13 protein-coding genes and 1 pseudogene are annotated in these 14,259 nt (G+C 62.1%); 1 reads left to right on the forward strand and 13 read right to left on the reverse strand.

Annotated elements, in window-relative coordinates:
• Nucleotides 1-23 precede the first annotated feature (23 nt).
• Nucleotides 24-1,061: an AraC family transcriptional regulator gene (locus FPJ27_RS30285; protein ID WP_204423846.1), complete on the reverse strand. Its 1,038-nt coding sequence runs from the start codon at nucleotides 1,059-1,061 to the stop codon at nucleotides 24-26.
• 226 nt (nucleotides 1,062-1,287) lie between these two features.
• Here FPJ27_RS30285 and FPJ27_RS30290 point away from each other — a divergent pair, with 226 nt between their 5' ends.
• On the forward strand, nucleotides 1,288-2,397 hold the full coding sequence (locus FPJ27_RS30290; RefSeq protein WP_204423848.1) for a fatty acid desaturase: 1,110 nt from the start codon (nucleotides 1,288-1,290) through the stop codon (nucleotides 2,395-2,397).
• A 24-nt stretch (nucleotides 2,398-2,421) separates the two neighbouring features.
• Here the strand turns inward: FPJ27_RS30290 and FPJ27_RS30295 are convergent, their stop codons facing one another.
• From FPJ27_RS30295 to FPJ27_RS30345, 12 genes and pseudogenes are all read right to left on the reverse strand, one after another.
• A complete protein-coding gene (locus FPJ27_RS30295) occupies nucleotides 2,422-3,042 on the reverse strand; it encodes an HAD family hydrolase (RefSeq protein ID WP_072436949.1) in 621 nt (206 codons plus the stop codon).
• A gap of 136 nt (nucleotides 3,043-3,178) precedes the next feature.
• Nucleotides 3,179-4,045 carry a hypothetical protein gene (locus FPJ27_RS30300; protein WP_204423850.1) on the reverse strand — a complete coding sequence of 289 codons (867 nt, stop codon included), beginning with the start codon at nucleotides 4,043-4,045 and terminating at the stop codon, nucleotides 3,179-3,181.
• 51 nt (nucleotides 4,046-4,096) lie between these two features.
• On the reverse strand, nucleotides 4,097-4,753 hold the full coding sequence (locus tag FPJ27_RS30305; RefSeq protein ID WP_072436947.1) for a TerD family protein: 657 nt from the start codon (nucleotides 4,751-4,753) through the stop codon (nucleotides 4,097-4,099).
• Nucleotides 4,754-4,845: 92 nt separating this feature from the next.
• On the reverse strand, nucleotides 4,846-5,862 hold the full coding sequence (locus tag FPJ27_RS30310; RefSeq protein ID WP_072436946.1) for a DUF475 domain-containing protein: 1,017 nt from the start codon (nucleotides 5,860-5,862) through the stop codon (nucleotides 4,846-4,848).
• Nucleotides 5,863-5,905: 43 nt separating this feature from the next.
• Entirely contained in the window at nucleotides 5,906-6,646 is a 741-nt protein-coding gene (locus FPJ27_RS30315) for a VWA domain-containing protein (protein WP_204423853.1), read from the reverse strand.
• Nucleotides 6,647-6,656: 10 nt separating this feature from the next.
• Nucleotides 6,657-7,745 (reverse strand): toxic anion resistance protein, encoded by a 1,089-nt coding sequence (locus FPJ27_RS30320; protein ID WP_204423855.1) that lies wholly within the window; start codon nucleotides 7,743-7,745, stop codon nucleotides 6,657-6,659.
• Between the two features lie 417 nt (nucleotides 7,746-8,162).
• Nucleotides 8,163-8,352: pseudogene (locus tag FPJ27_RS36675) on the reverse strand (virulence factor); the annotation flags it as partial.
• A 162-nt stretch (nucleotides 8,353-8,514) separates the two neighbouring features.
• Nucleotides 8,515-8,778: a PAAR domain-containing protein gene (locus tag FPJ27_RS30325; RefSeq protein ID WP_072436943.1), complete on the reverse strand. Its 264-nt coding sequence runs from the start codon at nucleotides 8,776-8,778 to the stop codon at nucleotides 8,515-8,517.
• Nucleotides 8,779-8,787: 9 nt separating this feature from the next.
• Nucleotides 8,788-10,125, reverse strand: a complete 1,338-nt coding sequence (locus FPJ27_RS30330; RefSeq protein ID WP_204423857.1) for a virulence factor — start codon at nucleotides 10,123-10,125, stop codon at nucleotides 8,788-8,790.
• A 112-nt stretch (nucleotides 10,126-10,237) separates the two neighbouring features.
• Nucleotides 10,238-10,501: a PAAR domain-containing protein gene (locus tag FPJ27_RS30335; RefSeq protein WP_072436943.1), complete on the reverse strand. Its 264-nt coding sequence runs from the start codon at nucleotides 10,499-10,501 to the stop codon at nucleotides 10,238-10,240.
• 9 nt (nucleotides 10,502-10,510) lie between these two features.
• Nucleotides 10,511-11,992, reverse strand: coding sequence for a virulence factor (locus FPJ27_RS30340; RefSeq protein ID WP_204423860.1), 1,482 nt, complete (start codon nucleotides 11,990-11,992; stop codon nucleotides 10,511-10,513).
• Nucleotides 11,989-14,250, reverse strand: a complete 2,262-nt coding sequence (locus FPJ27_RS30345) for a hypothetical protein (protein WP_204423862.1) — start codon at nucleotides 14,248-14,250, stop codon at nucleotides 11,989-11,991. The genes FPJ27_RS30340 and FPJ27_RS30345 overlap by 4 nt, the downstream gene beginning before the upstream one ends.
• Between the last annotated feature and the right edge of the window lie 9 nt (nucleotides 14,251-14,259).

A 14,259-nucleotide genomic window follows, 5' to 3' on the forward strand; every position in this document is an offset into this window, starting at 1 on the left:
ACGCCGGTCCCCCGTGCTCTCGCTCAGCGCCGCTCGCTCGGCGCAACACCCGTCCAGCGCTTGAACGCACGCGTGAAATTGGCGCGGTCCGTATAACCGACGCGCGCCGCAATCTCGTCGACCGGCAGCCGCGTGCCCTCCAGCAGCCGCAGTGCATCGCGCAGCCTGATCTCGTCGAGCAGCGCCGAATAGGTCGCGCCGTACTCGGCGAGCTTGCGCTTGAGCGTGCGCGCCGATACGTGCAGCTCGCGCGCGACGTCGTCGACCGACGGATAACCGCCATCGCCGCAGATCAGCAGGTTGCGCACGCGCTCGACGATGCTCTCCGCATAACCGAGCCGCGCGAGTTCGGCCTCGCACTGCTGGACGATCATCTGCGCGGTCTGTGCGTTCGCGGTACCGATCGGCTCGTCGAGCAGTGCGGCGTCGCAGCGGATGCGGTTCGCGCTTGCATCGAAATGACAACGCGGCAGCCGCGCGCGATAACGCTCGAACCATGGCGGCTCGGGCCATTCGAAGTGCAGTTCGGCACGCGACTGCAGCGTACGCCCCGGCGCCGGATACAGCAGCGAATTGAACAGGATCGCGGTCTCGACCAGGAAGTTCCCCACTGCAAACTGGCGCAGCCGGCCGAGCGGAAACGCTTCGAGCACGTCGATGTCGACGATCCCGTCGAGTTGCGCGAGCCGCACCGAGAAGAACGGCACGCGCGTCGGCAGATAGCGGATGCCGAGCGCGATCGCCTCTCCAAGCGTCGCGCAGCTCATCAGCCCGAAACCGATCAGCCCCGCTTTCGTCAGGCTGCTGCGCAGGCCGATCTCGATCGCGATCGTCGGGTCGTCCGTCGCGTCGAGCAGGTTGAACACGATCGCCGCCTGCTGCAGCGGCGTGATGCGCGCATCGGGCTGCGCGAGCCGCTCGCGCTCGACGCCCGAGCCGGCGAGAATGCGGTCGTTATCGATCCCGCGCTCCTCGGCCAGCATCAGCATGAACAGCGCATATGCGGACGACACCGTCGCCTTGTTCAACTGGCGCGCGGCATCCGGGACGGACAGGGCCATGCGGCGGACTCCGAAGCGATTTCGGCGGATTGTAGCGCCGCTGGCCCGCAATGACACCGCGGCGGCACTCTAGCCTCGCGGCGCGCGATCGGGCACCCGCTCGCCGGCCATCGTGGCCCGAAATGACACCACCATTGGCACCGGCGGCCCTCGCGTGCGGTGCGGCGCCCGCCTATGCTTGTCACATCGGCATGACGCCCCACTCTTTCCGCACGGATTCCGGTCGATGAGCCAACCCGCACGAACCGTCTTTCGCAACGACGCAGACAAGGTCGCGTACGTCCGCCGCGAGGTCAACGCCGCGAGCGATGCGATCCGCGCGCGCTTTCCGCTGCTCGACAACCAGAACCTCGTCGGCGCGACCGTGATGGCCGTGTCGGTCGCTGCGATGCTCGCGATCGCGTGGCTGTATGCACGCGGCACGATCGCGTGGTACGTCGCGCTGCCGCTCGCCGCGTTCGTCACGTCGCTGATCCACGAACTCGAGCACGACCTGATCCACTTGATGTACTTCAAAAAGACGCCGTGGGCCTATCACCTGATGATGGCGCTGTGCTGGCTCACGCGGCCGGGAACGATCAACCCGTGGACGCGGCGGCGCATGCACCTGCATCACCACAAGGTGTCGGGCGGCGAATCGGATCTCGAGGAATTCGGCATCACCAACGGCGAGCGCTGGGGCGTGAAGCGCCTGCTGATGATCGCGGACGGGATGCTCGCCGTCGTGCTGCGGCCGGCCGCGATGCGCCGCAAGGTTAAGCAGTACGTTGCCGCGCAGCCGGTGCAGGATCCGGCCGAGCGCATGCAGTTGCGTGTCGAGCAGGTGTCGTCGTACATGCCGGTCGGTCACGTGTACTACGCGCTGTGGCACGCGTTCATCGTCTATCACGTCGGCCTGTTCGCACTGCACGCGTTCGGCTATGCGGTAACGGTGCCGGCCCTGGTCGAGCGTGTGATGGATATCGTCGATTTCCTGGCGGTCGTGTGGCTCGGGCCGAACTTCGTGCGCAGCTTCTGCATCAACTTCGTCAGCTCGAACATGCATTACTTCGGCGACATCGATTCGCGCAACGTGATCCAGCAGACGCAGGTACTCAACCCGTGGTGGATGCTGCCGTTCCAGTTGTTCTGCTTCAACTTCGGCAGCACGCACGCGATCCATCACTTCGTCGTACGCGACCCGTTCTACATCCGGCAACTGACCGCACGAACCGCGCATGCGGCGCTGCGCGAAGTGGGTGTGCGCTTCAACGACGTCGGCACGTTCGCGCGTGCGAATCGCTGGGGTGCTTATCGTCCTTCGCGCGGCACGCGTCACGTGCAGGTCGACGCGTAATACCGGCGTCGGCAGCGCGCCGTATCAATCGCCGATCGGCGGCATCGCTCCCTGCCCGCGGATCCACGACCAGTTCGCGAGTTCGGCCATTTCCTTGTCGCCGCGGCTGTCGCCGTACGCGAACAGTTGAGTCGGCGGCCGGTCGCCCCACCACCCGCGCAGCCGCACGACCTTCTGCGGCCCCCAGCAGTTCTCGCCGTCGAGCCGCCCGGCGAATGCGCCGCGCTCGAACGCAAGCCGCGTCGCGAGCACGGCGTCGAAACCGGCCGTCTTCGCCCACTTCTCCAGATACAGCGACGGCGACGCGCTGACCAGCACGACTTCATGCCCGCGCGCCCGATGCTCGCGAATCCGTTCGAGCATTTCCGGTCGCACGAAGCGCGGCAGGGTCGTACCGGCGAAAGTGCTTGCCAGCGCATCGAGCGCGTCCTCGCGCACCGGCCCGAACGCGAACGACGCGAACTTCGCCTTCGCGTCGCCGCGCGACAGCAACCCGGCCTTCATCGCGACGATCCACGGCAGCGCGCGCAGCCCGGCCCACGCGAAGCGCGGCGTGCCGACCGCATAGCGGACGAAATGGCGAAAGCTGTCGGTGGTCGTGATGGTGCCATCGAAATCGAATGCGGCGACGATGCGGTCAGTCATGGAGAATCGGCGGAAAAGCGATGAGATGCCCGGGAAGATAGCAGACTCGCGCCAGTGCGCGCGAAACGGCGTGACGAAGCATGGCCCGGGCAGCGACCACGCGCGCCGAAGCGCACGTGGCCGTCGTGCCGTTCGCTCAGCGCTGCGGTCGCGCCGCCAGTGCCGCGGGCAACACGACGTTCATCAGGTGATCGGCGCGCGACAGCAGGTCGGTCACGCGCTCGTCGAGCCCGCGCAGTTGCGCGGGCTGTATCCGGATCTGCTGGACGGCCTGCCCGACGATGTTGCGGCGGTCGAACAGCGTGCGCTCGACGCCTGCGTCGTCCGGCACGCGCACGACGTCCGCCACCGCGCTCAGCGCCGCGAGCACGACCACAAGGTTTTCTTCCGCATGGCGAACCTTCGCGGCAAGCTCCTCGGTGCGACGCGGGAAGAAGCCGAGCGATTGCTTGAGCGCGCCGAGCGCCGCGCGGTAGTCGACATGGCTCGACGCCGCGCCGAACCAGCGTTCGAACATGCCGGCCTTGCGCGTCGCCTGCGCGAGCAGGCCGGCCATCATGTCGGCCGCGCCGAATTCGTTGAATTCGCGCGTCGTCGCCGCGACGGCTTCGACGAGGTTGCCCGCCGTCTCCAGCGCACCGTCGCCGATCGTCGCTACCGTCGCAAGCTTGAGCGGCACCAGTTGCCGGATGTGCCGCTCGATGCGCGGCGCGAAGTCGGGATAGAGATTCGGGAAGCTCGCCTGCGCGGCGCGGAAGCACGCTTCGAGCAGCGGGTGGTTCGACTCGCCGAACAGCGCGCGGCCAATCGCATCGGCGGGCGCCGCGCGCACGGCCTTGTCGGACGCCGGCCCGAAGTCGAGCGCCTGCGGCGCCGGCCGGTCGGGCACACGCGCGGCCGGCACACCGGCCGTGGACGGCGCGTCGAACGCAAGACGCCCGGGCGTGCGCTCGGGCGTCGTATCGAACTCGAGCCGCTTCGGCTCGTCGGACGGATTCGTCATCGCTGCATCCCGCCCGGCGCTGCGGTTTCCCTTACGCCGGGCTGCCGCCAGTCAGACCGCGCCGCCGTACGCGCGCACGAAGTCGCCGAGGCCGCGGTTGTAGCCGGCGCCGACCGCCTTGAACATGAAGTGGCCGTCGCGGCGATAGAAGCTGCCGACCTGCACCGACGTCTCCATCGAGAAATCTTCCTCAAGCGCATACTTCGCGATCATCGTACCCGACACCTCGTCGGCGATCTGGATGTAGCTGTTGCGAACCTGTCCGAAATTCTGGCGGCGCGCTTCGGCCTGGTCGATCGTCACGACCACCGAGATTTCCTCGACGTCGGCAGCAAGCTTCGTCATGTCGATGAAGATCACTTCATCGTCGCCGCCGCCGCTGCCCGTGCGGTTGTCACCGCTATGCACGACGCCCATGCACTTCGACGCCGGCATCCCGCGCTTCGGGAAATCGTCACCCGGCTGGATGAAGGTTTCGTTACGGTCCATCGTACGCACTTCGCTGTTGTAGAACACGAAGTGCTGATCCGAGATCAGCTTCGGATTGGTCTGCGCATCGTACTTGCACAGGAACACCGACACGTCGAGATCGAAATCCGTGCCCGTGTCCGTCGCGTTTGCGTCCCAACCGAGACCGATGCGGAATTTCTGCGTGCCGGGCGCTTCCTTCGACAGGTTGACGCGACCGCCTTTCGACAAATTGATCATCTGAACCTCTTCTGCTGGAACCGCCGTTGCGCCGGCGGCAATGCCGGGCCGCCGTGCGCGGCCCCTCGTTGATGGTGTCCGTGCCGCGCGTATTACTTGCCCGCCACGGCGGTCCGGTCTTCCTTGCGTTGCACGACGATCGACGACCACACGGCCGCCGCGATCATCGCCGCACCGATCAGGCCCGTGACGACCTCGGGCACCTCGAACTTCACGCCGAGGAACATGATCGTTGCGAGCGCACCGATCGCCCAGAACGCGCCGTGTTCGAGAAAGCGATACTGCGCGAGCGTGCCCTTCTTCAGCAGCACGAGCGTCATCTCCCGGATGTAGGCCGCGCCGACGCCGAGGCCGAGCGCGATCAGGAAGATGTTGTTCGACAGCGCGAACGCGCCGATCACGCCGTCGAAGCTGAACGACGAATCGAGCACTTCGAGATACATGAAGCCCGCGACGCCTTCGCGCACCACGCGCGTGCCGGTGTCCTCGCCGCCGATCAGGTCGCCGATGCCGTGCGCAATCACGAAGCTGATCACGCCGAACGCGCCCGCGAGCAGGAAGCTGACCTGCTCGGCCGCCGGCACATAGAACGACGCGACGATCACGATCGCGAGCGTCAGCGCCACTTCCAGCGCCGTGATGCGGCCGAGATGGCGCATCGGGCCTTCGAGGAAACCGATCCAGTGCTCGTCCTTCTCGGTGTCGAGCATGAACTTGAAGAACACCATCAGCAGGAACGCGCCGCCGAACGCCGACACCTGGTGATGCGCGGAGGTCAGAATCGCAGCGTACTTCTCCGGCGATTCGATCGCGAGCGTCAGCGCATCCCACATTCCGATGTGGCCGATCACCGCGACGATCAGCAGCGGGAACACGAGCCGCATGCCGAACACGGCAACCGGCAGGCCGAACACCATGAAGCGGTTGCGCCACTTCTCCGACCAGTTCTTGAGCACCGATGCATTGACGACCGCGTTGTCGAGCGACAGCGAAATTTCGAGCACGCACAGGACCGCGACGATCAGCATGTCCTTTACGCCGCCGAGGAGATAGGCCGCGACCAGCGCGAGCACGGTGAGCGACAGCGGGATCTTGAAGTCTTTCAACATGATGGGGTAATCGAGTTTTGAAAAAGGGGCATGCGGGCCGCGCTTACTTCGCGCGCACCCAGTCGCAGAATTCCTGCGTGATCAACTGTTCGTAGATCTGTTCGTCGCTGAGATCGAGCGACTCGAGATGCAGGAAGCCGACGTTCGGCATTTCGTCCGCGACTTCCGCGAGGAAGCCGAATTCGTTCGGATCGCCGACGCCGACCAGCGACCAGTACAGCGGAAAGTGCTGAGACTCGGCCATCAACTGGCGCACGCGCTTGCGGTCGTTGTTCGGGTTCTGCCCGTCGGTGACGAACAGCACCCATGCGGGCAGGTGGCCGTTCACCGGTGCGGAGGCGGCCGGCGCGGGCGCTTCGTCCGCGCCGCCGAACAGCCGGCTCAGGAAGCCGCGCTTTTCTTCGCGCTTCGGCTCCGGCGCGCGGAAGAAGAAGTCGACGATGTCGTTCATCACCGGCGCGTACTGCGTGCCGCCCCACTTGTCGATCCGGGCTTCGAGCACGTGATCGGAGATATATGAGCCGTAGTTGTCCGGCGTCGCGGTCGGCAGGCGGTCGTAGCCTTCGGTGAAGGTCCACGTATCGACTTCGCCGTTGTCGTCGAACTTCAGTGCGATGCCGAGGATCCTGTCGTGCGTCTCCTGGATCACGCCCGACTGGTAAAGCGGCTTCGCGGAGCCCGAGATGTCGAGCGCCGCGCCGACACGCACGACGGGCGGCTTCAGGATCTGGCGTTTTTCGAGGACGATCGCGACCTTCGCCGCGCGTTTCTCAAGCGTAATCATGCGGTGTTCCTTAGTTATGCTTCGGAGCGAATCGGGTGATCAGGTCCTGTTCGAGCTGGCGCAGGCGCGGCGCGTCCTGCTCACGCTGGCGCTTGCCGTCGGCGATGATCTGCGTGACGTCGTCGAATGCGCCGAACAGCTGCTGCTGCGCGTATTCGAACGTGTCGGTCGAGATCACCGGGCGCTGGCCGAGCTTCGCGACTTCCTGCGCGTTCTGGCGATTCAGGTCGGCCTGCGCGCGGATCGCCTCGTCGGCCGCGTCGTATGTCGCGTTCGCGAGCGCCGCCGCGCGCTTCGTGCCGAGCTGCTCGAGGTAGAGCGCGAACGCGTTGGTCCACGCGGGGATCAGCACGGTCTTGATCGTCATGAACTTCGACGTCAGCGTGCGTTTCTGGTCCTGCTCCATCCGGATCTGCGGCGCGAGCTGCTTCGACATCAGCATCGCGCGGTCGAGGTCGTCGAGCTTGCTTTCGAGCGCGTCGACCTTGCGCTTCACGTCGAGCAGGCGCTGCGCGGCGAACGCGTCGTCCGCTGGCTGCTGGCCGGCCGCGAGATGCGCGCGCAGCGTCGCGAGCGCCGATTCGCCGTGCGCCTTCGACTGCGCGAGCTCCTGGTGCAGCGCGTAGTTGTCGTTGTACATCCGCTCGAGCTCGTCGATGCCGGCCTTCTGGCGCTGCGCATGGTTTTCGAGCTCGACGACGAGCGTATCCATCCGCTTGCTCACCGACTCGTATTGCGACAGCAGCTTTTCCTTCGTCGAGCGGAACAGCCGCGTGACTTGCGTGATGAAACCGCCCTTGTCGGCACCGCGCGGGTCGAGTCCTTTCGCGGTCGAGATCAGTTCGTTGAGCTTGTCGCCGAACTGGTCGGCGTCGGACGCACGGACGCTCGCGAGTATCTGCTGGGAGAAGGCGGCGATCCGCGTGCCCTGCGTCGCGCCGAGCTGGTCGATCTCGTCGACGGAGATCAGGCGCGCGTGCTCCGTCGGCTGCGCTGCCGGCACGACGGTGGCGGCGGGCACGGCGACGGGTGACAAAGACGGGGTGGAAGGACGATCGCTGACCGCATCGGATTTCTTGTCATCGAATAGCGGCTTCATGTGGCTACCACGTTTCCTTTTCTGCTTTTTGCTACGTGTTGTCGTGCGCGCGAGGCGCGCTTCCGCGATTGCCGTCGTGCTCTCTCACGGGCGGCAGACGGACAATAAATGGCGACGGTGCGATGCGTCAAGGGAGGTCAATCTTTCATTTTCAATACACATTGTAATGTGGACGATCGAAAATCTCGATGCGTGCTCCGGGAAGACGCGGGCAAACCCCTTGATGGAGTGAGAATCCGGATTTGACGGGTGGCCCGGAAAGCGCCAAATAGAAAGTGTTTTGAAAGAAATCGACTTGCGCTATTCCGCTGATTGTTACAGATTGCTTAATGCCGCACACTGTCGCGACTCATCAGGCGGCGTACCCGTCGATATGCGGACCTGCGGCCGTATCGCACCAATCACCCTGCGTCGGTCCTACTCTGAATAACCTTGCGTTGCCGGACCCGCATCGTGACGACGGCCACACCGCGGCAAGTACGCGTTGTTTCCGCCGCGTGCGCGGAACTAGTCCTTTGCTTGCGTCAATCGGTGTGAGTTTCGAAGGTGCAACGACCACCACTGCGGTCGGATGTTCGATGTCGGTCGTTCCGACAAGATTGTCGCCATGACGATTGAGACGAATCCAACGCGTCTGACAAGGGTGAAGCGGTGCATGGATGTTCCTGATCGAACCGGTCAATCACGCGGACCAGTCCGGCACTCCGTCGAACTGGAGCGCTGCTGTCGTGCAACGTAGTGAATTTCTCGAGGCGAGCGATCCGGCAATTCATTCCCGCCCGGACGACGCCAGACTCGAAATCAGCGTCGCGCCGCACGATGTCTTGTGACCGTCGAAAGCGGCGGGTTTTCCGTCGATGATGACCTGCGGATCGCCTTCGGCGATAAAGCACGCCTGATGCCCTGAGATCGGGCAGACGCACGTATCACCGAGTCGGGCGACCGGCCGCCCCATCACTTCACTGACCGCGCTGCCGGTCACGACCTGACCTCCGTGGCTCGTCGCATCGCCGACCCGAATGATTCCGCGCATGCGCGCTCCTTATTCCGAATAACCTTGCGACGCCGGCCGCGCATCGTGACGGCGCCCCCACCACGGCAAGTACGCGTTGTTTTCGCCACGTGCACGGAACCAGTCCTTGCCTGCGTCGATCGGCGTCAGCTTCGAAGGCGCGACGACCACCACCGCGGTCGGATGCTCGATGTCGGTTGTTCCGGCTACGAGCACGTTTCCGCCGAGGTGGTTCGCGCGGCCAATCGCCAGCGCCACATCGGTCAGCGCCGCACCGGCGCCCATGTCACCGAGCAACGCCGACGTATTGAAAGTCTGCGTACGGAAATCGTATTCCGGCAGCACTTCCGTCAGCGTCTGCGACAGTGCGGCAATTCGTGTCGATGCGACATCGCTACCCTTGCCCGCGTCGTGCACGATGTAATTTACCGACGACACCGGCATGCCTGCATTACTCGCCGCCGTATCGATCGTCGACTTCCATGCCTGTACCGCACGGCTCGCGCCTTGCTTCGCTTCGAAATCCTTGACGTTACTTCGTGCAGCCTTGCCGATCCATGCCAGCGGCTCGCGTTCGGTCTTCAGGTCGGGGCCAGCGAGGAACAGCACCACCATGTTCTCGTTGATCTGTTCGTCCTTCGGCGGGAAACTGGGTGCATCCCAGTTCATCACCCACGCGCTTTTGTCGGGGTGGGTGGCCAGATAGTCCAGTGCCGCGTTCAGCGATGTAAAGCCGGCATTCCCCTGCCCCGATGTCACGTGCACATCGGGCGGTGTGTCGTGGCTCCATAAATTTTTGGCGGACGGATTCCCTATTTCGAAAAAATTAACAATCTGATCTCGCAAATGTGATGCCGCCAATCCTGGATCGAGTCGACCAGAGGGAATTGCCAGCTCGACATGCATGCCAGCCAATTCTCGCCACTTCTTCTGACTATCCGAGCCAACCGTGTAAAAATAATCCTCATTCGTGAAATACCGAGTCCGAAAAAGTATCAGCAACTCATTGACATACTTCTTATAGAATCCGGAAAACGATTCACGCCCCCAGCGGCCATCGGCCACGATAGAAATCGGTTGCAATGTTGAATACTTTTTGGGACTAGTACGAACCATATCATCGTTGACATTCGGCTTTACCAGACCAAGCGTCCACAATATTTGCCACTCAGTGGGGTAATCCCTGCGTTGAAGGGGATTCATCCAACCAAGCCCTACAACCTGAGCAACGAAGGGCGCAGCAGACGCGCCCTCAGCAGATTGCGCCGATCTGGCGCTCGTCTCAGCCCGCAACGGCGGACCTGACAAGAGCGCCGCCATGACGATCGAGACGAACCCAGCGCGTCTGACAAGAGTGAAGCGGTGCATGGATGTTCCAGATCGAACCGGTCAATCACGCGGACCAGTCCGGCACTCCGTCGAACTGGAGCGCTGCTGTCGTGCAACGTAGTGAATTTCTCGAGGCGAGCGATCCGGCAATTCATTCCCGCCCGGACGACGCCAGACTCGAAATCAGCGTCGCGCCGCACGATGTCTTGTGACCGTCGAAAGCGGCGGGTTTTCCGTCGATGATGACCTGCGGATCGCCTTCGGCGATAAAGCACGCCTGATGCCCTGAGATCGGGCAGACGCACGTATCACCGAGTCGGGCGACCGGCCGCCCCATCACTTCACTGACCGCGCTGCCGGTCACGACCTGACCTCCGTGGCTCGTCGCATCGCCGACCCGAATGATTCCGCGCATGCGCGCTCCTTATTCCGAATAACCTTGCGACGCCGGCCGCGCATCGTGACGGCGCCCCCACCACGGCAAGTACGCGTTGTTTTCGCCACGTGCACGGAACCAGTCCTTGCCTGCGTCGATCGGCGTCAGCTTCGAAGGCGCGACGACCACCACCGCGGTCGGATGCTCGATGTCGGTTGTTCCGGCTACGAGCACGTTTCCGCCGAGATGATTCGCTCGGCCGATCGCCAGCGCCACATCGGTCAGCGCCGCACCGGCGCCCATGTCACCGAGCAACGCCGACGTATTGAAAGTCTGCATACGGAAATCGTATTCCGGCAGCACTTCCGTCAGCGTCTGCGACAGTGCGGCAATTCGTGTCGATGCGACATCGCTACCCTTGCCCGCGTCGTGCACGATGTAATTTACCGACGACACCGGCACACCTGCATTACTCGCCGCCGTATCGATCGTCGACTTCCATGCCTGCACCGCGCGGCTCGCGCCTTGCTTCGCCTCGAAATCCTTGACGTTGCTTCGTGCAGCTTTGCCGATCCATGCCAGCGGCTCACGCTCGGTCTTCAGATCCGGGCCAGCGAGGAACAGCACCACCATGTTCTCGTTGATTTGCCCATCCTTCGGAGGAAAACTCGGCGCGTCCCAGTTCATCACCCATACGCTCTTGTCCGGATGCGATGCGAGATAGTCCAGGGCCGCGTTCAACGATGTAAAACCGGCATTCCCTTGCCCCGACGTCACGTGCACATCGGGAGGCGTATCGCGGCTCCACAGATCTTTGGCCGAGGGGTTACCGATCTCATACGCATTGACCATGTTGTCGCGCACATACACCTTCGCACGCTCCGGATCCAGACGACCAGACGGGATCGCAAGCTCAACGCGAATACCGGCCAATTCACGCCACTTCTTTTTGTCGTCAGACTTGACTGTGTAAAAATAATTGGAATTCGTCACGTAACGCGTGCGAAACAAAACGAGCAGCTTATCGATATATTTTTCATAAAACCCCTCGAATGACTCGCTACCCCACTGGCCGTCCGCCACAATTGAAATCGGCTGTAGAGTCGAGTACTTTTTCGGATTTGTCCGAACCATATCGTCGCTACTATTTGGCTTAACCAACTCAAGCGTCCACAACAACTGCCACTCTGTCGGATAGTCTCGTCTCTGCAACGGGTTCATCCATTCAAGACCCACCACTTGCGCCACAAAGGGTCTTGACGACTCCGCAGCCACGCCAGCATTCACCTTGCCGACGGATGAAGCGGCTACCGCTTTCGGCGCCGACAGAGCCGTCGTCAACGCAAACGCCACGATTGCCAGCAGTCCCGGCAGCAACACTATTCGCTTCATCAACTCTCCCAAATTTGATAGCACGCTCGACGTATCGCCGGCGGCAATCGACAGCGCGAGCGAGACCGACGAGGCCAGGATCATCACAACGCACGCAAGTCCTGCGCGACGAGGCCACGTGGCGATGACCGCGCTCATAGAATACTCCCGATCTTCATGAAGAATCCCCCATCACGCTCGTCATGTATTTTCGATGGCATCGCAGCAGTCTTGTCTACTTTCACCCAATCTTGCAGAAATTTTTTCTCAAATTTTCCGAATGAAATGTACTCGGAAAATTTCCGACTCGAATTATCCTTATTCAACCCTTCAACGAATCTCCAATCGGCCTCGATCCTCAACCTGTAAAAATCAAGCTCTGTCAAATAACACAGCCCGATTGCCACATCATAAGCCAATGCCTTTTCAGCATGCTCCTTGTTGGTCATGATGGTCGAATGGTTGGTAGGGTTATTCTTGTCGCCCCCATTCAGAATGTCGAAGACTTCCTTGTTCCGCCATTCGGCGTAGTCTGCTGATGCGACTGATGGGTCATCCTCTCCGACCACCCTTCCTTCCTCGTCCACCCATTCGCGATTCTTCGACCTTCTCGCTTCCATACGAAGAATCGAATGATCCTCATACCGTTGCGCAGCCTCCGATTCAGCATCACCCTTCGCTTTCAGCGCGTCACCCTCGGTCTTGAACTTTTCCGACTTCGTGTCGAAGTTGTCGTACGGATCGTCGTCTCGCTTGTTTTCCTTACCAGCATCGCGTGCAGCCGACGGCGGATCGTAACCCTCGTTGAAGCGCCCTTCCTCGATCGGTTTCCCCTGCCCGTCGCAAGCGCCCGATGGTTTGCCGTAGCGCAACGCCTGCGGCTCGAAGCGTGTTTCTTTATCGAGCATCGGAGCCGTAATCGGGATTTCCCAATCTTTCGGCGGATCAGCATTGACCTTCATGTCCGTCAAATTGAACAGATAGAGGGCTGGGCTCGTTACAAGCGTGATGAATTTCGTGAACAACCCTTCATTTGAATGCATGCCTCGTCCAAGGCCATACCGTGCAGGCGGTGACGACGGATACCAGAAGCCTTCCTTTTCGTTCTTGTCCTTGCGCCAGTCATCCTGCCAATACCGGTACAGCTTGGTTTCACCGCCCACCTGGATATTCGATGCGAACACACGTTGCGAGAAAACGCCCCACCCGTTTGTCGCATTGATCTCGTCGATACACATGCCGCGCCAGCCGATTCCCTGGACGGTCAGTGCGGAAATCACCTGGTCATGCGGGCAGCAGTACAACGTCACTCTCCCGTAGGTGTTTTTCTGGTACAACCCGTGCGCCTCTCGGTCCTTGGCTGCGCTATACGGTTTCCCGCCATTCTTCGACGGTCGCGCGTTTTCCATCGCGCGATCGAGATCCTCCGCAGGCATCTCCAGATCGGCCCGGGCGCGAAGGATATCGAAGTACTCCCGTAGCGTTTCCTTGCGCGCGACATAGGTCTCGCGCCCCACGTGCCCGTCCTTGTCGCGGACCCCGCGCTGCGCCCAGGTGTCAGTCATGTTGCTTTCCACAAGGCTGTACGGGGGATTGGCGAGAACATAAGTGTCCGCAACGCAGCGCCCGCTCTTGCCCCACTGATCCGTTACCTCGGGCAAACGGTCGCCGAGAAATGCTGCGGCGAGACCAATCATGTTTCCCTGGCTATGGCACACGATCGTGATCGGCGCGTCGGCCTGTCTCTTGCGAATCGATTCGACCAGGCGCGCAAGCCGCAGTGCCCCAAGCACGCCGTAAATGCGCGGCGGAGTCGAGTAGATCTTGCGATTGCCGATGCCATTCATGTGCTGAACGGTCAACCACAGGAAGAGCCGGTCGTTCAGCCCATCGTTCCACAGATCCGGCAGGCTCGAACACCCTCCCGCGAAAGGGCCTCCGCCCCAGTAATTCTTCTCGTTGAGCATGATCTTGTCGCCATACTCCTTCAGCTCCTCCGCGTTCGCGGAATAGCCCCACCGAAAGTGAATGACGGGTGAAAAGGACGGATCGGGCTTGATGTACGTCTGCGATGACATATCCGGATTCAGGAATCCGTCAGGCGTCAGGCTGTCGATATAACTGACCGGCGTCATCTGCCCGGCCACCGGCCCGCAGTGAAACAACTGATCGTCATAACGCCCCATGCGCCGGTTCAATCCGTCGCACAGTCCTTTCTCGGCCTCCTTGAACCATTCGCCCTCCGAATTCACCCCGTGGACGAAAATGACGACGCCCGGCAGCGGCATCTGCATCACGCATTGAAGGTCGTTGCGGTTGAACAGCGTCGTCCCCACTCCACCGCCCACCGGCATCTGCGACGGATCGGTCGTCGGCGTCTGCCCGTTCGCGTCTTGCGCAAAGTTATAGTTGAACATGTTGTTTTT

It is taken from the genome of Burkholderia sp. MS455 (assembly GCF_016899445.1).
In the GTDB taxonomy this organism is placed as follows: domain Bacteria; phylum Pseudomonadota; class Gammaproteobacteria; order Burkholderiales; family Burkholderiaceae; genus Burkholderia; species Burkholderia pyrrocinia_C.